Source organism: Clostridium sp., from assembly GCF_036642255.1.
Taxonomy (GTDB): Bacteria; Bacillota; Clostridia; order Clostridiales; family Clostridiaceae; genus Clostridium_J.
This window is the reverse complement of record NZ_JAVWDJ010000008.1, coordinates 39678-58599: the sequence shown is the minus strand read 5'-3', so window position 1 is coordinate 58599 and position 18922 is coordinate 39678. Positions and strand designations below refer to the sequence as shown.

Here is an 18922-nt window from a genome sequence, read left to right as displayed (position 1 = left end):
TTCAAGCATTATAAGGGATATGTATAAGATAAAATAGATTATAAGGATTTTATTGTAAGATTTGTTTTCAAAATCAAAGTTAACGTATTCTAAAATAATAAGAACCTATAAATATTATTCTAAATAATATTTATAGGTTCTTATTATTTGCAAGAAAAACTAAGAAATTGTAGGATTATCTAATATTTCTTTGAATTTTTAATAATATTATAGTGTTCTATATATTAAGCTGTATTATAGTAATTTTGAAACTTTCAAAAACATTTATAAGCTTAATTATCTTTCACATTGTGGATTTAATACTTACATTAATGATTAAGTAATTAATATTTTGAGGCAAAATAAATTATGCCATTAATAAAATTACATATATTGCAAAATCACACTATAAAATTATCAGTGATAGTTATGCAAAATATAAGATTTAAATTGTCTTTAAGTTAAGTTCTTCAGGGGTAGCATAGATAGTTTTATTAGTATAATAAATAACCATTCCAGGCTTAGCCCCAGACATTTTACGGATATTTTTAATTTCGGTGTAATCCACTGGTACATTAGAAGAATTTTTTGCTTTGCTATAATAAGCGGCTAGAGTAGCTGCTTCCAGTAGTGTTCTTTCAGGAATCTCTCCATTACTTTTAACAATAACGTGAGATCCAGGAATGTTTTTTGTATGAAACCAAAGGTCATTTTTAGTTGCAAATTTTAGTGTTAAGTAATCATTTTGAATATTATTCTTTCCTACATAAATTTCAATGCCATCAGTAGAAAGAAAATGTAGGGGTTTTGAGGATTTTGCTTTTTTATCCTTTGCAGCCTTCTTAAAGGCAATATACCCTGTTTCTATAAGCTCGTTTCTAATATCTTGAATTTCAGTATAATTATCAGCATTTAAAATATTTGATAATACAGATTGAAGATATTGATCCTCTTCTTCAGCTAGTTTTATTTGTATAGTAGCATTCTCCTCAGACTTTTTTAGTTTATTGTATTTTTTAAAATAAGCTTGAGCATTTTCTGAAGGAGATTTATTTATTTTAAGAGGAATTTCAATATACTCCTCATTTTCAGAGTAGTAGTTTAAAACTTTTGTAACTTTATCACCCTTATTAATATTGTATATATTTGAAGTTATCAATTCACCAAATAAATTGTATTTTTGCTTTTCGTTACATTCTGTGAGAGTTTCTTGTAGGATATTAAGTTTTTTATTTACTCTATCTAAATTATTATTAACTAATTTTTGTAGGTCATTACTTTTAGCATTTAACCTATCAAACTTATCCTTTTCATAATAATAATTTTGGATTAGTTCGCTTGGAGAAGAGAATTCGTTAAATTTGTAGCCATCATCAATAAGATTTAAAAGTTCAACACAATGGAATTCTTTTAATGATCCGTCTTTACTATAAGAGCCGATTTTGGAAGTTCCACTTTCTACATTATTGAAAAAATCAGTAGTAAATTTAAAAATTTCAGAAGAGTTATCTTTAGTAAATTTAATGGAACTTTTTTCAAGCCTATAAAACATTTCATTTGAAAGGGGACCACTAACGCCATTAATAACAGTACTAAATACTTTGCTGTCTAAAGGTTTTTCATCATACTTTAAGTTTATTAAGTTTTCAAAATCCTCTATTGTAAAGTTGAAAGCATTTAATTTATCTGATTTTGGAGGATAGATATATTCCATTCCAGGATAGAGTACCCTGTAACTATTCATATCAGATGAAAGGTGTTTTATACAGTCCATTATTTTATTATCCCGTTCTCTAACCAAGGTAATGTTGCTATGACGTCCCATGATTTCTATAACGAGATTATATACACTGTTAAAACCTAAATCGTCTGTTCCTTCAAAATCAAGAATAACAATTCTATCACTTTCTAGTTGCCTCACATTAACTAAAGTAGCTGTGTTTAAATATTTTCTTAGTACCATGCAAAACATTGGAGGTTGTAGTGGGTTCTCTTTTAAATCATTTGTAAAATTGATTCTAGGATAGTTAGAACTTGAACTGATTAGTAGTTTTTTACTTTTTCTATTAACTTTAAAACTTAATATTATTTCATCTTTTTCTGGTTGATTAATTTTCTCAACTCTACAATTAAGAACCTCAGAATTTATCTCTTTCAGCAAGCTGCGAAGGTATATTCCATCTAATGACATATATATCATCCTTTCTATAGGTAAAACTCAGTAGTATTATAAAATACATTTATGTATTACTAAGGCTTAAAAGGCACAAATTGTGGCTAATTATATATAGTATAACATTATAGACAAATATTGAGAATAGTATCTGCATTATACATAGAAGGCATAAAAATTACTGATGCATTTGTACAGTACTATTAATCTATTAATTACTAGTTAAATAATTTAAACTTACATTTAGTTTAACCAATTTTCAATGAGATTTGATAGATAAAGAAGTTTTTTCAAATAAAGTTTACTACATTAAATATAAGCACATTATAATTTTAAAATTTGAAAAGAATTAGCTTAATCTTTGGAAAGATTAATTATGAATTTGTTAACAATATTATTAGTTTTAAGTAATATAAAATATGGTAATATTTAAAGTATAATATTATTGAAGATATAAAATCTAAATTAAAGGGTGGTAGCATGGAAAATTTAAAGTTTACAAAAATGCATGGTGCAGGGAATAATTTTATTGTGTTTGAAGATTTCAATGAGAAATATATGGATTTAAATAGTTTAGCTAAAACCTTATGTCATAAAGATTTTGGCATAGGTGGAGATGGAATTTTGGTTGTGAGAAACAGTGATATTGCTGATATTCAAATGATTATTATAAATGCAGATGGTTCCTATGCTGCCATGTGTGGTAACGGTATAAGATGTTTTGCAAAATACATTTATGAGAAAAAAATCATATCTAAAGAGAAGATTAAAATACAAACAGGTGATGGCATAAAAATAGCAGAGCTAACTGTAAGTGATGGTAGGGTACAAGAAGTCACTATTAATATGGGAGTACCATCTTATGAACCTGACAACATACCAGCTTTAAGCAATGAAGTTATAAAGAAGAAAATTATTACGATTAAGAATAAAGAATATGTTATAAACTCTATGCTTCTTGGAGTTCCTCACACAGTTATTATTGATAAACTATCAAATTATGATATAGAAGAAGGAAGACATATAGAGAAATATGAGATTTTTCCAGAGGGAACTAATGTAAACTTTTGTGAGGTTTTATCTAGAAGTGAAATAAGGGTTAAAACTTGGGAAAGAGGTGCTGGGGCAACTCTTGCTTGTGGTACTGGTGCTACAGCATCAGTGGTGGCATGTTATGATTTAAACTTAGTAGATAAAAAGGTATTAGTTAATATTCCAGGAGGAAAATTAACTATTGAGATTAAGAGTGAGGGTGTTATGATGACAGGACCTGCAGTGAATGTGTTCCATGGAGAAACTTTAGATCTGTTATAAGTGTTACCTTAGAATGAAATTTTGTAAAAGTTTTATTCTTTTATTTCTATAATTAAAGAAAAGCACTATGAATTAAATGTTCATAGTGTTTTTAGCATATATAGGACAAGAATTTTTGGGATTCTATATTATCTCTCCACTTAGCGAGGATTCTTTTTAATGTATGCAATCAAGGATTAAAAAAACCAGTTTTATTTTTATATAAGATTAAATGCTTTAATAATTTAAGTTATTGAAAATTAATATGTTTATAATTTTTTTACAACTTAGCAGTTTAATATATTTAAGTTTGGACAAAGTAAGAGATAGTTTGTATATTAATAGAATTTATAAATGGATTCTACTGATAACTGCAAGTTATTAAAGGAGTATAGAGAAGCGTATGTTGGAATATAGTAGTTTTTATCTGGACTTGGATGATGTCACAATCGATGCTCAGTCAATAAAATGTTTAACCAAAGAGCAGTGTGAAAAGTATATGGTTTTCCCATATAAAATTGTAGAAAACACCTTATTTATAGCTATAGCAAATCCATTACACAAAGACATAGTCAATACACTTAAATTTATTACAAAAAGAGACTTAGAATTTTTTACAACCTCTAGGGTAAGCATAGTTAATTACATTAATAATTATTATGGCAAAGATTATACAAATAAAGTTTTAAAAGAATTACAGCAGGAGAAAACGTCAACTTTAAAAGTTGATAAGGAAGGTAAAGATAATCTGAATGAAGTTATTGGACCTGCTATCGAAGCTATAGATTCAATTATAAATAATGGAGTAATGCATCATGCCAGTGATATTCACATAGAACCCTTCAAAGAACATGTAACTCTAAGATTTAGAATTGATGGAACTCTAAAAATTTTTAATACCTTCTCAAAAAACATTTATGATTCGCTATGTACAAGAGTGAAGATCATTTCCAAAATGAATATTGCATGTAAACATATACCACAAGATGGAAAGTTTTCTCAAACCGTGAATGGAGAAGAATATGATTTTAGAGTTTCATCCTTACCAACTATTAATGGAGAAAAATTTGTGATAAGAATCCTGCATAAAAATTGCAACGTCTTAACTTTCAATGGTCTTGGATTTCAGATTAAAGATTCTGAAGTTTTAAAGCAGATACTGAAGAATAGACAAGGACTAATATTAATTACTGGTCCTACTGGAAGTGGGAAAACATCTACCTTATATACGATGCTTAAAGAAATTAATGCAGAAGATAGAAATTTAATTACCATTGAGGATCCTGTAGAATATCGGCTAGAGGGTATAAATCAAGTAAATGTGAACAACCAAAGTGAATTAACCTTTTCCAAAGTTCTAAAAGCAACTTTAAGACAAGATCCTGATGTGATAATGGTAGGGGAAATATTAGATGAAATTACTGCAGAGACTGCCATTAGAGCTGCTTTAACTGGACACTTGGTTCTTACAACTTTACACACAAATGACGCTGCAAGCTCTATTAATAGATTAACAGATATGAATATCCCAGCATATCTAATAAGCGATTCAATTGTTGCAGTCCTTGCTCAAAGATTAGCACGAAAGGTATGTGAATTTTGCAAGGTAAGCTATAACCCTAATTATGGTGAAAGAATGCTCTTAAATCTTAAAGAGGGAGAATTTCTTTATAAAGGTACGGGATGTTCTAAATGCAATGATACTGGGTATAAGGGAAGAACTGTAGCCTATGAATTAATGGTAATGGATGAAAAGCACAAAAAGATTATTTGTTGTAGTAGCAATAGTGAAGATTTAAGAAAATACGCAAAAAATAATGGGATGAAATCCCTTAAGGATTACTTTAAGGAATTAGTAGTTAAAGGGGAAACAACTGTAGAGGAATATTTATATAACATACAGGAATTTAATCCACAAAGAGTTACTGAGGTACATAATGCAATTTAAGTACAGAGCTACCACTATAGAAGGAAAATATAAAAATGGGAAAAAGAAAGCTAAAAATTATGAGGAACTAATTATAAATTTAAGAAAAGAAAATTTATTTTGTATAAGTTATGAGACAGAAAGAATAAATATATTTAACAAAGCCCTCTCATTTATTTCTTCAAAAGATTTAGCACTGTTCTGCAAATATATGAATACATCCTTAAAAGCAGGAATGAATATTTGTGATATATTGAATTTAATTTCACTTCAATTTAATAATAAAATTTTATCTACCTGTTTAATTGAAGCGAGAGTTAGCATCGAAAATGGTTATAGTTTAAATGAAGCTTTAGACAGTTTTCCAAAAATATTTCCAGTATTTCTACGAAGAATGGTTTATTTAGGAGAAGAAACCGGAAAATTACAAGACATATTTTTAAACTTAGAATCTTATTACCAATTTCAATACAAAAGGAATAAGAAAATCATCAATTCATTAGTGTACCCTTCCCTTGTATTCATATTCTCTGTGACTATTGGAGTTTTTATGATTACTAAAATACTACCTAAATTTGTAAGTCAACTAGCAAATTTAGGCGGAGAACTTCCAAATATTACTAAATTGTATTTAAATATAGGAAATTTCTTAAATCTTTATGGAATAATAGTGCTACCAATAATTATTATTACTTTAGGATTTATTTATTATATTTTAAAAAGCTTCTTCATCATAGAAGATATATCATTTATTATATTAAAAATTCCCTTTGTGAAATCAATTGTTAAAAGAATCTTCTACACTAAGTTTAGTTACTCTATGTATATTTTGACCAGTAGTGGTATAGGTATTATTTCATCTTTAAATATAATTGTTAACTATGAAAAGTCAAGTTATTTCAAAAACAAGTTAATGAAGTGCGCTCATGTCATTGAACGAGGAGAATCAATACATAGAGCTTTAAATTATATAGGAATATTTCCTAAATTTTTTATTACTATGATTGGTATTGGTGAGGAAAATGGAACTTTAGAGGAAATGCTTAAAACCTCTAGTGAAATCTTTGAAGAAGAATTAAATTCTGCTTTAGATAAGGGTTCTACACTCATTGAACCAATTCTCATACTTTTATTGGGAAGTTTCATAGGTACAATTATAATTGCTATAATGATACCGATTTTAAACTTATCCACAGGGGGAATTAGATAGTGAAAAAGGGATTCACCTTAATAGAATTAATTACCACAATTGGATTAATTGCAATTTTGTTAGGGATTTCATTTCCTACTATTAAAGCATTTAATGGGTTGAAATCAGAAATTGAGATGGATCATGCGGTAAATTCCATAGTGGAATTTATTAATGGATGCAAAAGCTATTCTAGAAGTAATTCATTATCAACTAAGATTAAAAGGGAAGGAAATAACACTGAAATAAGCCAGTATCTAGGTAATAACAAAATTAGATTTTATTCTTTACCAGAAAGAATAAGAATTTCTATATTTAATCCCAATACAGTAGACAATGCCATACATATTGATAATTTTGGTGTTACTAATGATGCTTGCACCATAACTTTGATTAATGAAATGGAAAATATAAGGTCAATCACCTTAAAGGTAGGAACTTGGTATGTTAGTGAAAAAAAATAAGGGGTTTAGTCTTATTGAAATAGTAGTAAGTTTATTTATTTTATCTATAATTCTAACAGCATTTATGTCTTCCGAAACTTTAGCTTTAAATTTCAAAGTAAGGCAAGCTAAAGTAGATAAAGCTATCATGGTTATGGGAACTACAAGTAAAATTATAATAAAAAATTTAACCTACGATGAAGTTTTGAGTTTTTTTGGCAATAATGTAAGATATGTGAAAAGTAGTTCTATAGATACTGGGTCATTTAAATACAATAATATAATAAGCATATCTTCCTCAGTTTCAGGAGGGAAATATCCCTTTTTAAGAATAAGTGCCCTTAAAGACAATTTTGATGATGTTATTAAGATAACTTTAAACTACATACTAAGTGATAATGAAGGAGATAACTTAGTCTATGTTTTTTATAAAGGAAAGTATTAAAAAGACAAAAGGGGTTACGCTTATAGAAGTAGTGGGTTCATTAACTTTGCTAACTATAATTATATCACTATTGTTTAGCACTCTTAGAACTCATTTAAACATTTATGAGTCTGTATCTAGTTATTCTACAACTAGCATAAGTATCAAGGAAACTCTAGAATTTATTGAAACAGAGATAGATAAAAATAGTATAGGTGTAAAAATTGAGGCGAGTACCTTATTTCTTGGGAAGACTATTTCCAACAGTGGAATACAGTGGTCTAAAGCAAATAAGATTTCTAAAAATGGAACAACATTAAGTTTTTATTTTTATGATATTTCTTCAGGAGGGTACAAAGCCCAGCCTTTACTATATGATGTAGAATCTTTTACATTAGAGGAAAACAATAAGGTGTTATTTATAAAAATACAATCTAAGGATGGAACTATCTGTGAAAAAGCTTTTTTCAAGAAAGGTTAATATAGAAAATAAGAGTAAAGGTAGCGTGTTATTACTTACTTTAATCATAGGAAACCTTATCTTGCTTTTGAGCCTATATTTAATTAGCAAAGTTGAGAGTATGAGCTTTTATAATAGTAATTTATCAAAGTTTATATTAAAGGAAGACGCTATATCAAAAAAACGAGAATATTTAATGTCTAGATTTAATAGTTATCTAACTCTAAATTTTGTAGGAACAAGTGAAGAAGAGCTTCATGAGTTTTTCATGAAGTTCAATGATTTATCTATAGTTACTTATGAGGATGCAAGAATAAGATATGATAAGTTGAAAAAAGAGTTTTTTATAGAGACTATAGTAGAAAGAAGTAATGTTGTAATTGATAAGTTTATTGTAGAAGTGAGTGAAAATACCATTAAGTATAAATTTTAAATTATAAAAGAGTTACTATGACGTTAGCATTGAAAAGGGAGGTAACTATCATTAGATCCAATTTTATATTTCAAATAAATAACAATTCCGTTAAGGCAATACCGTTTAAAAAGGCTCCTATATTGAATAAGATAAGGTATTTTAATGAAAGCTTTGTTGATAGAGATTTTTTAGCAAAGATAAAAAATAGAAAATTAATTGTTATCATAGAAGGTGAAGAAATTTACATTAATATTATAACTATACCTAAAGTTAAAAATTTTAAAATATATGACCTCATAAAAAACGAACTAATATGTAAATTTAATAGTATTGATAATATAATATTTGATTACAATATAATCCAAGAAAATGAAATTTCTTTAGAAATCATTGTTTATTGTGTTAACATAGGCAATTTCCATGTATTAAATGATGAAAATGATGATAGAGTCACTTTTTCAAAAGTTAATTTAGTTCAAAATTACATTTTGAGTTATCTAAAAAGGTTTATTAAGGAAGATAACTATTTTTTTGTATTTAGATATAAGAGAAATATTTACTTTTTATTGGTGAATAAAGGAAACATAATTGCTAATAAAGTAATAGCAATGGATAATAATCTGTTAAATCATACTGAGGAATTGTCAAGATTCATTGAAAGTTATAAAGAAGAATTTAGTTATATCAATATAATTTATACTGTGAATTTGATGTTATCGAATACACAATTAGAGAAATTTATTGTAATAAAGTTAAAGGATATAATCACAAAAGATTTTTTAAACCATATAATCTTAAAGGGGTAGAATATGAGAAAAGCTTATTTTCCACAATGGTATATTAATAAGTTTGAAAAAAAGGAAGAAAAATATTATAAGTCTTTTACTCTGATATTAATTGTTATTGTGTTTATATTTTCTATAATAACTTTAAATAACTTGAGTACATACAAAGGATTAATTAATGAAAGTAATAATACCGTAGATGAAGAAACTATCAATGCAAATAATAAATTGACACTGGAAACTTTCACTAATATTAAACAAAGCATTATAAATAGTCCAATGAAAACGAGAAGTATTATAGTAGATGCAAATGTTGTGACAATGAATATCGACTTGGAAGATAGAAATGAATATTTAAGTGATATAAAACATTTGGAACACTGTGGAGACATTATTTATATTTCTAATATTATCGAAAGCGATAACGGAAAGTACTTTGAAGTGAAGGTGAAAATAAAAAATGAAGATGATTAAATATAAGTTATCTATAATAATATTATTATTTTTATGCAGTTCAACTTTAATTGTAAATAATAGATTAGTTTTTAAAATTAATGAACAAATATTCAAAGAAGATATGACAGTTAATGTAAAACCTAAAATTAAATATACTTTATATGATGCATTAAACGAAATTTATAAGTATGATATGTTAGTTATAGAAAAAATTAATTTAGAAGAAAAAAATACATGCCATTTTGAAATTATTTATAATGGAGATATCAGCATATTAGATGATATACTTCAAAAACTATCAAAAATACAACAAGTTAGTGAAATCAGCAATATTTCTATTAATAAGAATGAAAATAACGCAAGATTTAGTGTGAAATTTATGCTCTATAAATAAAATATAGAAATATCAGTAATTATATCACACAAACAATTTTTAATTACCCATTATTTTACACTATAAAAAATATAAACTTTATTTTAACATAGTTATATAAAAATATTGAGCAACTTATTGTAATATAAAAGAATATATTTGCAAATAATCACAAGTTTTGATAAAATAGTTTTGTTAGCGAAAAAACAAGGTGTTTAAAAAATCAAATATACGATAATACTTTGATAGGTAATTAACACAAAAATTCATTTGGTATTAATTTATTTTAATAGGTTATAATAAACGTAACTAACAATGCAATTATACAGGAGGTAACACTGATGATATCAGCAGGAGATTTAAGAAAAGGTACAACTTTTGAAGAGGGTGGACAAGTTTATACAGTTATAGACTTTTTACATGTTAAACCAGGTAAGGGAGCTGCTTTCGTTAGAACAAAATTAAGAAATGCTGTAACTGGTGGAGTTACTGAGACAACTTTTAATCCTACAGCAAAATTACAAGAAGCAGTTATTGAAAGAAAAGAAATGCAATATTTGTATTCTGATGGAGAGTTATACTACTTCATGGATCAAGAAACTTACGAGCAAATTCCTCTTAACTATGAAAAAGTTGAAGAAGCTATAAAGTTTTTAAAAGAAAATATGTATGCCGTTATTAAATTCTATAAAGGAGAAGCTTTTTCAGTTGAAGCTCCAAACTTTGTTGAATTAATAATTACTCATTGCGAACCAGGTGCTAAAGGAAATAGTTCAGGTAACGTTTTAAAACCAGCTACTGTTGAGACTGGAGCAATTGTTCACGTTCCACTGTTTGTAAATGAAGGCGAAACAATAAGAATAGACACAAGATCTGGAGAATATATGGAAAGAGTTTAAAGCTTTCTTTTAAAGATTAATTGAATTTTATTCAGTTAATCTTTTTTTACTTTTTAGCATAAGCAATTAATCTTTCTTAACCGTTATCTAGTAATCGAAATTCGTTGATATTAAAGTGATCGGCTATTAGTCCATTATTACTGAGAAGATTGTATTCAAAATTTTTAGAGAAAAAAAGCACTATGAAAACTTATTGAAATTCAGTAAGTTTTCATAGTGCTTTTATTATATTTAATGAAAATCATAAATTTTTTTCTTAGGTAACTTCTTTTCTTTTATAAATTATTTATATTTTTGTAATATTTAAGTGGCTTAGTTAATAACAATTAAGTAAGAAAGGGTGATACTTATGTTAACTAAAGATATATTGCATATATTACCAAATGTTATTAAAGATGAAATAAAACAAAACAAAAATCTTGATAAGTTGCAGGAAATTAGAATTAAAATAGATAAACCTGTATTTTTAGTTTGTAACAATCAAGAATTCAAATTAACTTATATTGCAACTATAGAGGATATAAAAATGATTCTTCAAAGAATAAGTAATTATTCTATTTACGCCTTTGAAGATGAAATTAAACAGGGATATATAACTATACAGGGAGGCCATAGAGTGGGACTTTGTGGTAGTTGTGTTATAGATAAAAACTCAGTAAAAACAATGAAAAATATTTCTTCCATTAATATTAGAGTTGCTAGAGAGGTGCTTGGCTGTAGTAGTAATATTTTACCTTATATCATAAATGAAGACAGAGTAATGAATACAATAATTATTTCTCCACCAAAGTGTGGGAAAACTACTATTTTGAGGGATCTGGTAAGAATCATTTCTAATGGTGCATACAAATATAACTTAACAGGAAAGTGCGTTTCAGTAATTGATGAGAGAAGCGAAATTGGATCCTGTTATAAAGGGGTGCCACAAATGGATGTGGGATTAAGGACAGATGTCTTGGACAATTGCCCTAAAAATGAGGGCATAATAATGGCAATTCGAAGTATGGCACCACAAGTAGTAGCTTGTGATGAAATAGGTACACCTAAAGATATGGATAGTATAATTATGGCGTTGAACTCAGGGGTTAGTTTAATAACTACAATACATGGGTTTGATATAGAGGACTTATACAGACGTTCTGTGTTCAAGGATGTGATAGATAATAAAGTTTTTGAAAGAGGTATAGTTTTAAGTAATAGAAAAGGAATTGCCACCATAGAATATATATATGATTTTACTAAAGGAGAGAAAGTGAGGGGAGATTATTATTGATTAAAATTTTAGGTTTGTTATTGATAGTAGGATCTTCCACCGTCATAGGTTTTATCTATGGTGATGGAATGAGAAAAAGGGTGAGAGAACTAAAAGAATTGCAACGAGGAATTTATGTATTAAAAAATGAGATTAATTTTATGCAGTCTCTCTTACCAGAAGCATTGGTTAAGGTCTCTGAAAAGTGTACAGGTTCTATAAATAAAATTTTCAGGACAACCTCCGACATACTTTTAAAAAACGAAGAGGTAGATGTATTTAGAAGCTTTAAAAAATCTATAGAAATTAATAGCAAAATTTTAAGTCTTACAAACGAGGATTTAAATATATTTTTGGATTTGTGCAAAAGCTTGGGGGAAATGGATGTTGAAGGTCATAATGATATGTTTAATTTAGTGTCGGAAAACTTAAACAAGGCTATAAATGAAGCGGAAAGTAATTTAGATAAAAATATAAAGATGTATAGATTTCTTGGTTTTTCTTTTGGAGCCATGGTTGCAATTATTTTAATTTAGGAGGGGTAACATGTTAGATGTTAGTATAATTTTTAAAATAGCAGTGGTTGGGATTATTATGATAATTCTAGAAAAACTTTTAAATAGTGGAGGTAAATCAGAATATGCTGTAATAAGCAACCTAGCGGGGATAATAATAATATTAATGCTTGTTGTTAGCCTAATTAGTAAGTTATTTAATTCTATACAAACCTTATTCTACTTTTAGGAGGGTAATATGGAAATAATAAAAATTGTGGCCTTTGCACTAATTGCTCTTTTAATTGTGATGGTAGTTAAGGATGAAAGACGTGATATAGCAGTATTTTTAAGCCTAATTGCTGGAATAATGATTTTTATGTTCATGCTTAGCAAACTTACAATTGTAATTAACTTTCTTCAAAGTCTTTCAAATAAGGCGAATATAGATGTGATATATCTTGATACTGTATTTAAGATATTGGGAATTGCTTATTTATCCTCTTTCTGTAGTGAAATATGTAAGGATGCGGGTGAAAGTAGTATTGCGGCAAAGGTTGAATTTGCAGGAAAAATTTTAATACTTACTCTTGCCATACCAATTCTAATGGCAGTAATGCAAACAATATTAAAAATAATGTAGAGGTAGATTATGAAGAAGATAGTATTGATTCTAATGATGATACTTTGGATACCTTGGAATGTAAAAGCTTTGGATAATGTTCAAATAGATGAAGACCAAATGAATAAGATAAATGGATTATATAATTATATTTCTAATATGCAAAATGAACATGAGCTATTAAGAAACATGTCACCTAAGGAATTTGTTGAAGCATATATGGAAGATGGACAAGGTGACATAAATGGTAAGGATGTAACTAAGCTTGTAATGACATATATATTTAAAGAGGTAGTAGCATCTTTTAAGCTAGTGGGAGGACTTATTATTATCGCTGTAGTTTGTGCCTTGCTTAATAATCTACAAAATGCGTTTAGTAATGATAGTTTATCTAATATTGCTTATTTTGCCTGCTATGCAGTGATGATAACAATAATAGCTAAGGGATTTTATGTAGGCGTGGATTTAGTACATGATGTGATTATAAGCATTAGCAATTTCATGGCAGCACTTATGCCGGTATTAATTGCCTTGCTAGCTAGTGTAGGGAGTTTTACAGAAGCAATTGTGATGGATCCCATTGTAATGGGTGCATGCACCTTAGGAGCCAATATCTATGCTTCAATTATAATTCCTATAATATCCATGAGTTTTGTATTAGATTTTGTAAATAATATTTCTGATAAATATAACATTGATAATCTAACAAGTCTTTTAAGAAAATCTGCACTTTGGGCTCAAGGAATAATCTTAACTATATTTGTTGGAATAATAACCATAAGAGGTATTGCTGCAAGTAGTTTAGATTTAATAACAACTAAGACTGCAAAGTTTGCAGTGGATAGTTTCATTCCAGTAGTTGGGAAAACACTATCTGATGCAATCACCACTGTCGCTAGTTATACTATGCTTTTAAAAAGTTCTGTGAGCATTCTAGGTGTTGTAGTATTAATTGGTATAGTATTAACTCCAATTATTAAAATTGCTATCATGGCATTTATGTACAAGCTCACTGCTGCATTGTTACAACCAGTAAGTGATAAAAAGGTAACTGCTGTAATTGATTCTGCAGGTAACTCCTTGACGCTTTTAGGCTCTTGCTTAATAAGTGTTACCATAATGTTCTTTATTATGATAACCATTATAGCGTCCACAGGTAAAGGATTAATACTTGCCTAAATAGTGGAGGATCTAATCTTTCAAAATATCAAGTGTTATTAAGAGAAGGTGAGAATATGATTGAAGCTTTAAAAACATGGATTATAACTATTTGTACTGCAGTTTTTTTTACTACTGCAGTTCAAATGATACTTCCAGATAATGCACTTAAAAAGTACTGTAACTTTGTGTTAGGGCTAATTATTTTAGTGGTAATGCTAAATCCAATAGTTCAAATATTTAATCCAAATGTGAATATCAATGATTTAATAGAAACATCATCATCATACTTATCTAGTAAAAAATATGAAAGTGACATTGAAGAATATAGAGATGCTAATATAAATAATACTTTAGCAACTTTTAAAGTCAATCTTGAAAAACAATGTGTTAAAGATTTGGTAGATACTTTTGGTAAAGATAAATACACTGCTAAAGTAAATGCAGCTTATAGTAAAAGTGATAATATTTTTGTTATTGAAAGCATAGAAGTAGGAATAAATGATAGTTCAATAGAGAAAATAAAAAAAGTTGAGATAGGTAAAGAAAGTACACCAGTTGACAATTCAAAAATTGTTGAAAGTGAGAAGGCAGAAGAAATAAAAGAATATATTAGTTCTAAATATGATATTTCTAAAAATAAAATTTATATATATAGATCAAATTCTGTATATAAAATTAATTAAATAATTTAAAACACATGATTAGAAAGGGAGGTAAATAAATGTTTGAGGAGCTAAAAAATAAGGTAACTATGTTTATTAAAGGTGAACTAAAAGTTTCTAAAAGTTCGCCAGAAAGCAACGGAGATAAGGGTAAAGAAGAGAAAAAACTAAAGATTAAGCCTGGGAAAAATACTTTTTTTAATATGATGATTTTGTTTTTATCAGGAATACTTCTAGTAATTGTTAGCAGTATATTTAAACCAGATATTATACCAACTATGGGAAGTAAACCACAAGATAACGCTGTCCAAGCTGATAACCAAAGTTTAAATAGCTCTACTATTAATAGCTCTTACAAAGAAAAAGTTGAAAATGAATTAGTAACCACACTAGAACATATTGATGGAGTTGGTAAAGTAGAAGTGATGATTTACTTTGAAGGAGGAGAAGAGCAGGTACCTGCCTTTAACACTAATGATTCTACGAATACTACAGATGAGAAAGATCCATCAGGGGGAACTAGAAAAATAACTCAAGAAAACAAGGGAGATACAGTTGTTATGTCAGGTGATGGTAGTAAACAACAACCATTAATCGTAAAAACATATCATCCAAAAATTACTGGGATGTGTATCGTAGCTGAAGGAGCAAGTGAGAAAGTTACTGAGCTTAGGGTGCGTCAAGCAGTAACAGCGTTGTTTGGATTATCTGATAATAAAGTTCAGGTATATCCTATGAAAAAGTAGCATATAATGTTTTAGAAATAAAAAATTGGGGGGAAAATAAATGAATAAAAAACAAACTATAATTATTTCTGTACTTTTAGTACTAATCGTATTTGCTGGGTACTTAGCAACTCAAGTAAATGGACCACTTTATGTAACTGATGATCAATTTGTTGGAGAAACTGCAAAAACTTCTACTAAAAATAATTTCTTCACAGAAGCAGTAATTGAGCGTGACCAAGCACAAGTTAAAGCAATACAAACATTAAAAACTTTAATAGACGATGAAAACATTCCAGCTGAACAAAAGGCTCAAGCAGCTGAAGAGTATAAAACTCTAGCGCTTCAACCAGAAAAAGAAGTTAATATTGAATTAGCATTAAAAGCTCAAGGTTATGAAGAAGCTCTTTGTACATTAGACAAGGATAAGGCTACAATTATTGTTAAATCAGAGCAAGAGTTAAGCGATCAACAAGCAAGACAAATAAGAGATGTGGTAATGAGCAAAGCTGACATAAAAAACATAGAAATTAAGGTTGCTCAATAGTATTTGTAAAATTATTTTCTATCTGATATAATAGTATTAGTAACTTTTACCTAATAAAATAAGGGGGTACTGATATGGAAGAAAACATGTATAATGAACAAGAAGTTGGAATAGTAAAGATTTCAGATGAAGTAGTAAGCGTTATAGCAGGATTAGCAACAGCTGAAGTAGAAGGTATTGCAGGCATGAGTGCTAGTATTGTTGGAGAGATAAGTCAAATTTTTACAGGCAAAAAGAATGTTTCGAAGGGTGTAAAGGTAAGTGTAGAAAACAACAGCGCAATTATTGACTTATATACAGTAGTTGAGTATGGAGTTAGGATACCAGAACTTGCTCAAAAGGTTCAAGCTAATGTAAAGAAGACTGTTGAAACCATGACTGGCTTAGAAGTATCAGGTGTTAACATTTATATACAAAATGTTATACTCCCAAAACCAGATAAAGAAGAGGCAATAGATTAATAGATAAACACCCTCTGGATTCAGAGGGTGTTTCCATGTTTACATTTTATTTTTGATTTGACTTAGATACCTTGATAAGTATATAGGTCATAACCCAATCTTAATAGAAGTTTATATGCAATACTAAAGTGTCTGGAGATTTTAAGTTATTTAATCAACCTATGATTATTTTATAAAAGTATATTTTAATTGATAATTTAATTGAAGTTATGGTTAAGATACTAGATATAGTAGTTTTTTGCAGATTAATTAGTGTATTATGAAATTAAATAAACTCTACACTTTAATTTTACATACAATACATACAAATTTTGCTATACTATATATAGTAATTGTTAATTTAAACAAAAATATTTTATTAGTATAAAGAAACTTAAAAACATAGTAATTAAAAATATGTGTAGACATTGTAATATATGGAGGTAAATTATGAATAGAAGAAAATCTAGAGATGTAGCAATGAAATTATTATTTGAAATGTCAATAAATAAAGAAGACCACGATACTATTATAGAAAATTTTAAGGAAAATACGGATACGGATTTAAGTGGTGTTGATTTTGAGTACATAACAAGATTACTTAGTGGTATAAAGAATAATGAGGAAAAAATAGACTCAACTATTGATAAATATTTAGTGAAATGGAAGTTTGAAAGACTTCCTAAAATGAGTCTCGCTATATTAAGAATAGCTACCTTTGAATTATTATTTGATGAAGATATTCCGGAAAGAGTATCAATAAATGAAGCTATTGAACTTGCAAAAACCTATGGAGATGAAAATGCGCCCTCTTTTATCAATGCAGTTTTAAATAACTTAGTTAAATAGTTTATACAGAAATTTATTAGAATGCTGAAATAAGGAAAGCAAGATAAAAGATTATTAGTGTAAAAGTATTATCGAACATGAACTTTACTGAAAAAAGTTAGGTGAAACAATTATCATAATAATTAAAGATGCTTGTGAGGCGTGATTAAAGATGTATGCGAAGATACTTTCTGTAACAGCAGTAAATAATTATATTAAAAAGGTAATAGACAATGATTTTATTTTAAATAATTCAAATATTAAAGGTGAACTGTCTAATGTGAAAATTCATAGCAGTGGTCATATTTATTTTTCACTAAAAGATAATTTTAGCAAAATCAATTGCATTATGTTTAAAAGTAATGGAAGTAAGCTTATGTTTACGCCAAAGGATGGAATGAATGTAATTGTTTCTGGGAATATATCTGTGTATGAAAAAGAAGGAACATATCAGCTTTATTGCAATTCAATGAAGCTTGAAGGAGAAGGCGAGCTTTTTATTGCTTTTCAAAAGTTAAAAAAAACACTTGAAGAAGAAGGACTATTTGAGCTTTGGAGAAAGAAAACATTACCTATGTTTCCTAGGAGGATTGGCGTTATAACCTCACCAACTGGAGCGGCAATAAGAGATATAATAAATGTATCACAAAGAAGAAATAGAAATGTTAATCTTTTAATTTATCCATCCTTAGTTCAAGGAATTAATGCATCTGAGGATATTGCAAATGGCATTAGCATACTCAATAATATTAATGAAGTAGATGTTATAATTTTAGCAAGAGGTGGAGGGTCTATAGAAGAACTATGGGCATTTAATGAAGAAAAAGTGGCAAGAGCCATAGCAAATTCAAAGAAACCTATTGTTACTGGTATAGGGCATGAAACAGATTTCACTATAGCTGATTTTGTTAGTGACATAAGAGGTGCCACTCCTTCTCAGGCTGCTGAAATAGTAGTGAATAGTCTTGAAGAAATAATCTATAAGTTAAATAACTTAAGTCAAAGACTTGAAAACTCCATGGAAAAAATTATTCAAAGCGAATTTAATAGACTTAATATGGATTTGCGAAGTTTAAAACTATATAGCCCATATAATTATGTAGTTAATCAGTACAATAAAGTTGACAATATGAAAAATAGGTTAGATTTTATTATGAAGATAATGATTAGCAATGAAAGAAATAAATTAAACAATATGAATGAACTTTTAAATGTGCATAACCCTTTAAATATTCTTAATAAGGGTTATAGCATTCTTCAGGATAATAATAATAAAATTATATCATCTGTAAAAGATTTAAAAGAAAAAAATAGTATAACAGCTATTTTAAAAGATGGAAAAGTCATTTTAAACATTCACCACATGGAGGAGTAA

The 18922-nt window shown here is 28.0% G+C and carries 23 protein-coding genes; 22 read left to right on the top strand and 1 reads right to left on the bottom strand.

All coding sequences use genetic code 11. The features are described from left to right. Positions 1 to 424: 424 nt before the first annotated feature. Positions 425 to 2170 carry an NFACT RNA binding domain-containing protein gene (locus tag RR409_RS06280; RefSeq protein ID WP_332556878.1) on the bottom strand — a complete coding sequence of 582 codons (1746 nt, stop codon included), beginning with the start codon at positions 2168 to 2170 and terminating at the stop codon, positions 425 to 427. Positions 2171 to 2632: 462 nt separating this feature from the next. Between RR409_RS06280 and dapF the strand changes: the two genes are divergently transcribed. The 22 genes from dapF to xseA all read left to right on the top strand — a co-directional run bounded on the left by dapF (position 2633) and on the right by xseA (position 18922). Next, positions 2633 to 3466, top strand: a complete 834-nt coding sequence (gene dapF / locus RR409_RS06275; RefSeq protein WP_332556877.1) for a diaminopimelate epimerase — start codon at positions 2633 to 2635, stop codon at positions 3464 to 3466. A gap of 382 nt (positions 3467 to 3848) precedes the next feature. Beyond that, the gene (locus tag RR409_RS06270) at positions 3849 to 5393 is read left to right on the top strand and encodes a GspE/PulE family protein (protein WP_332556876.1); all 1545 of its coding nucleotides are present in this window, start codon (positions 3849 to 3851) and stop codon (positions 5391 to 5393) included. After that, positions 5383 to 6582: a type II secretion system F family protein gene (locus RR409_RS06265; RefSeq protein ID WP_332556875.1), complete on the top strand. Its 1200-nt coding sequence runs from the start codon at positions 5383 to 5385 to the stop codon at positions 6580 to 6582. The genes RR409_RS06270 and RR409_RS06265 overlap by 11 nt, the downstream gene beginning before the upstream one ends. Continuing rightward, complete coding sequence (locus RR409_RS06260) at positions 6582 to 7025, top strand: prepilin-type N-terminal cleavage/methylation domain-containing protein (protein WP_332556874.1); 444 nt, start codon at positions 6582 to 6584, stop codon at positions 7023 to 7025. The genes RR409_RS06265 and RR409_RS06260 overlap by 1 nt, the downstream gene beginning before the upstream one ends. After that, complete coding sequence (locus tag RR409_RS06255; RefSeq protein ID WP_332556873.1) at positions 7006 to 7449, top strand: prepilin-type N-terminal cleavage/methylation domain-containing protein; 444 nt, start codon at positions 7006 to 7008, stop codon at positions 7447 to 7449. The genes RR409_RS06260 and RR409_RS06255 overlap by 20 nt, the downstream gene beginning before the upstream one ends. After that, positions 7424 to 7909, top strand: a complete 486-nt coding sequence (locus tag RR409_RS06250) for a hypothetical protein (RefSeq protein WP_332556872.1) — start codon at positions 7424 to 7426, stop codon at positions 7907 to 7909. The genes RR409_RS06255 and RR409_RS06250 overlap by 26 nt, the downstream gene beginning before the upstream one ends. Further along, positions 7881 to 8321, top strand: a complete 441-nt coding sequence (locus tag RR409_RS06245) for a hypothetical protein (protein ID WP_332556871.1) — start codon at positions 7881 to 7883, stop codon at positions 8319 to 8321. The genes RR409_RS06250 and RR409_RS06245 overlap by 29 nt, the downstream gene beginning before the upstream one ends. 122 nt (positions 8322 to 8443) lie before the next feature. Beyond that, on the top strand, positions 8444 to 9109 hold the full coding sequence (locus RR409_RS06240) for a hypothetical protein (RefSeq protein WP_332556870.1): 666 nt from the start codon (positions 8444 to 8446) through the stop codon (positions 9107 to 9109). A 3-nt stretch (positions 9110 to 9112) separates the two neighbouring features. Next, a complete protein-coding gene (locus tag RR409_RS06235; RefSeq protein ID WP_332556869.1) occupies positions 9113 to 9562 on the top strand; it encodes a hypothetical protein in 450 nt (149 codons plus the stop codon). Beyond that, positions 9549 to 9938, top strand: a complete 390-nt coding sequence (locus tag RR409_RS06230) for a hypothetical protein (protein ID WP_332556868.1) — start codon at positions 9549 to 9551, stop codon at positions 9936 to 9938. The genes RR409_RS06235 and RR409_RS06230 overlap by 14 nt, the downstream gene beginning before the upstream one ends. Before the next feature lie 320 nt (positions 9939 to 10258). Then, entirely contained in the window at positions 10259 to 10816 is a 558-nt protein-coding gene (gene efp / locus RR409_RS06225; protein WP_332556867.1) for an elongation factor P, read from the top strand. 349 nt (positions 10817 to 11165) lie between these two features. Continuing rightward, positions 11166 to 12089 carry a stage III sporulation protein AA gene (gene spoIIIAA / locus RR409_RS06220; RefSeq protein WP_332556866.1) on the top strand — a complete coding sequence of 308 codons (924 nt, stop codon included), beginning with the start codon at positions 11166 to 11168 and terminating at the stop codon, positions 12087 to 12089. After that, positions 12086 to 12604, top strand: a complete 519-nt coding sequence (gene spoIIIAB / locus RR409_RS06215; RefSeq protein ID WP_332556865.1) for a stage III sporulation protein SpoIIIAB — start codon at positions 12086 to 12088, stop codon at positions 12602 to 12604. Before spoIIIAA ends, spoIIIAB begins: the two co-directional genes overlap by 4 nt. 10 nt (positions 12605 to 12614) lie before the next feature. Beyond that, a complete protein-coding gene (spoIIIAC, locus tag RR409_RS06210; RefSeq protein ID WP_332556864.1) occupies positions 12615 to 12812 on the top strand; it encodes a stage III sporulation protein AC in 198 nt (65 codons plus the stop codon). A 9-nt stretch (positions 12813 to 12821) separates the two neighbouring features. Beyond that, positions 12822 to 13205: a stage III sporulation protein AD gene (gene spoIIIAD / locus RR409_RS06205; protein ID WP_332556863.1), complete on the top strand. Its 384-nt coding sequence runs from the start codon at positions 12822 to 12824 to the stop codon at positions 13203 to 13205. Positions 13206 to 13214: 9 nt separating this feature from the next. Further along, positions 13215 to 14363 (top strand): stage III sporulation protein AE, encoded by a 1149-nt coding sequence (gene spoIIIAE / locus RR409_RS06200; protein ID WP_332556862.1) that lies wholly within the window; start codon positions 13215 to 13217, stop codon positions 14361 to 14363. A gap of 56 nt (positions 14364 to 14419) precedes the next feature. Then, on the top strand, positions 14420 to 15028 hold the full coding sequence (gene spoIIIAF, locus RR409_RS06195; RefSeq protein ID WP_332556861.1) for a stage III sporulation protein AF: 609 nt from the start codon (positions 14420 to 14422) through the stop codon (positions 15026 to 15028). A gap of 38 nt (positions 15029 to 15066) precedes the next feature. After that, positions 15067 to 15753 (top strand): stage III sporulation protein AG, encoded by a 687-nt coding sequence (gene spoIIIAG, locus RR409_RS06190; protein ID WP_332556860.1) that lies wholly within the window; start codon positions 15067 to 15069, stop codon positions 15751 to 15753. Positions 15754 to 15793: 40 nt separating this feature from the next. Then, positions 15794 to 16279 carry a SpoIIIAH-like family protein gene (locus tag RR409_RS06185; protein WP_332556859.1) on the top strand — a complete coding sequence of 162 codons (486 nt, stop codon included), beginning with the start codon at positions 15794 to 15796 and terminating at the stop codon, positions 16277 to 16279. Between the two features lie 74 nt (positions 16280 to 16353). After that, positions 16354 to 16740, top strand: a complete 387-nt coding sequence (locus RR409_RS06180) for an Asp23/Gls24 family envelope stress response protein (RefSeq protein ID WP_332556858.1) — start codon at positions 16354 to 16356, stop codon at positions 16738 to 16740. A 429-nt stretch (positions 16741 to 17169) separates the two neighbouring features. Further along, positions 17170 to 17568, top strand: coding sequence for a transcription antitermination factor NusB (gene nusB / locus RR409_RS06175; RefSeq protein ID WP_332556857.1), 399 nt, complete (start codon positions 17170 to 17172; stop codon positions 17566 to 17568). A gap of 151 nt (positions 17569 to 17719) precedes the next feature. Further along, on the top strand, positions 17720 to 18922 hold the full coding sequence (xseA, locus tag RR409_RS06170) for an exodeoxyribonuclease VII large subunit (protein WP_332556856.1): 1203 nt from the start codon (positions 17720 to 17722) through the stop codon (positions 18920 to 18922).

Excerpts from the sequence above, each read along its gene's own strand:
- RR409_RS06280 (WP_332556878.1), bottom strand. The coding sequence starts at position 2,170 with ATGTCATTAGATGGAATATACCTTCGCAGCTTGCTGAAAGAGATAAAT.
- dapF (WP_332556877.1), top strand. The coding sequence starts at position 2,633 with ATGGAAAATTTAAAGTTTACAAAAATGCATGGTGCAGGGAATAATTTT.
- RR409_RS06270 (WP_332556876.1), top strand. The coding sequence starts at position 3,849 with ATGTTGGAATATAGTAGTTTTTATCTGGACTTGGATGATGTCACAATC.
- RR409_RS06265 (WP_332556875.1), top strand. The coding sequence starts at position 5,383 with ATGCAATTTAAGTACAGAGCTACCACTATAGAAGGAAAATATAAAAAT.
- RR409_RS06255 (WP_332556873.1), top strand. The coding sequence starts at position 7,006 with ATGTTAGTGAAAAAAAATAAGGGGTTTAGTCTTATTGAAATAGTAGTA.
- RR409_RS06250 (WP_332556872.1), top strand. The coding sequence starts at position 7,424 with ATGTTTTTTATAAAGGAAAGTATTAAAAAGACAAAAGGGGTTACGCTT.
- RR409_RS06235 (WP_332556869.1), top strand. The coding sequence starts at position 9,113 with ATGAGAAAAGCTTATTTTCCACAATGGTATATTAATAAGTTTGAAAAA.
- RR409_RS06230 (WP_332556868.1), top strand. The coding sequence starts at position 9,549 with ATGAAGATGATTAAATATAAGTTATCTATAATAATATTATTATTTTTA.
- efp (WP_332556867.1), top strand. The coding sequence starts at position 10,259 with ATGATATCAGCAGGAGATTTAAGAAAAGGTACAACTTTTGAAGAGGGT.
- spoIIIAA (WP_332556866.1), top strand. The coding sequence starts at position 11,166 with ATGTTAACTAAAGATATATTGCATATATTACCAAATGTTATTAAAGAT.
- spoIIIAC (WP_332556864.1), top strand. The coding sequence starts at position 12,615 with ATGTTAGATGTTAGTATAATTTTTAAAATAGCAGTGGTTGGGATTATT.
- spoIIIAD (WP_332556863.1), top strand. The coding sequence starts at position 12,822 with ATGGAAATAATAAAAATTGTGGCCTTTGCACTAATTGCTCTTTTAATT.
- spoIIIAE (WP_332556862.1), top strand. The coding sequence starts at position 13,215 with ATGAAGAAGATAGTATTGATTCTAATGATGATACTTTGGATACCTTGG.
- spoIIIAF (WP_332556861.1), top strand. The coding sequence starts at position 14,420 with ATGATTGAAGCTTTAAAAACATGGATTATAACTATTTGTACTGCAGTT.
- spoIIIAG (WP_332556860.1), top strand. The coding sequence starts at position 15,067 with ATGTTTGAGGAGCTAAAAAATAAGGTAACTATGTTTATTAAAGGTGAA.
- RR409_RS06185 (WP_332556859.1), top strand. The coding sequence starts at position 15,794 with ATGAATAAAAAACAAACTATAATTATTTCTGTACTTTTAGTACTAATC.
- RR409_RS06180 (WP_332556858.1), top strand. The coding sequence starts at position 16,354 with ATGGAAGAAAACATGTATAATGAACAAGAAGTTGGAATAGTAAAGATT.
- nusB (WP_332556857.1), top strand. The coding sequence starts at position 17,170 with ATGAATAGAAGAAAATCTAGAGATGTAGCAATGAAATTATTATTTGAA.
- xseA (WP_332556856.1), top strand. The coding sequence starts at position 17,720 with ATGTATGCGAAGATACTTTCTGTAACAGCAGTAAATAATTATATTAAA.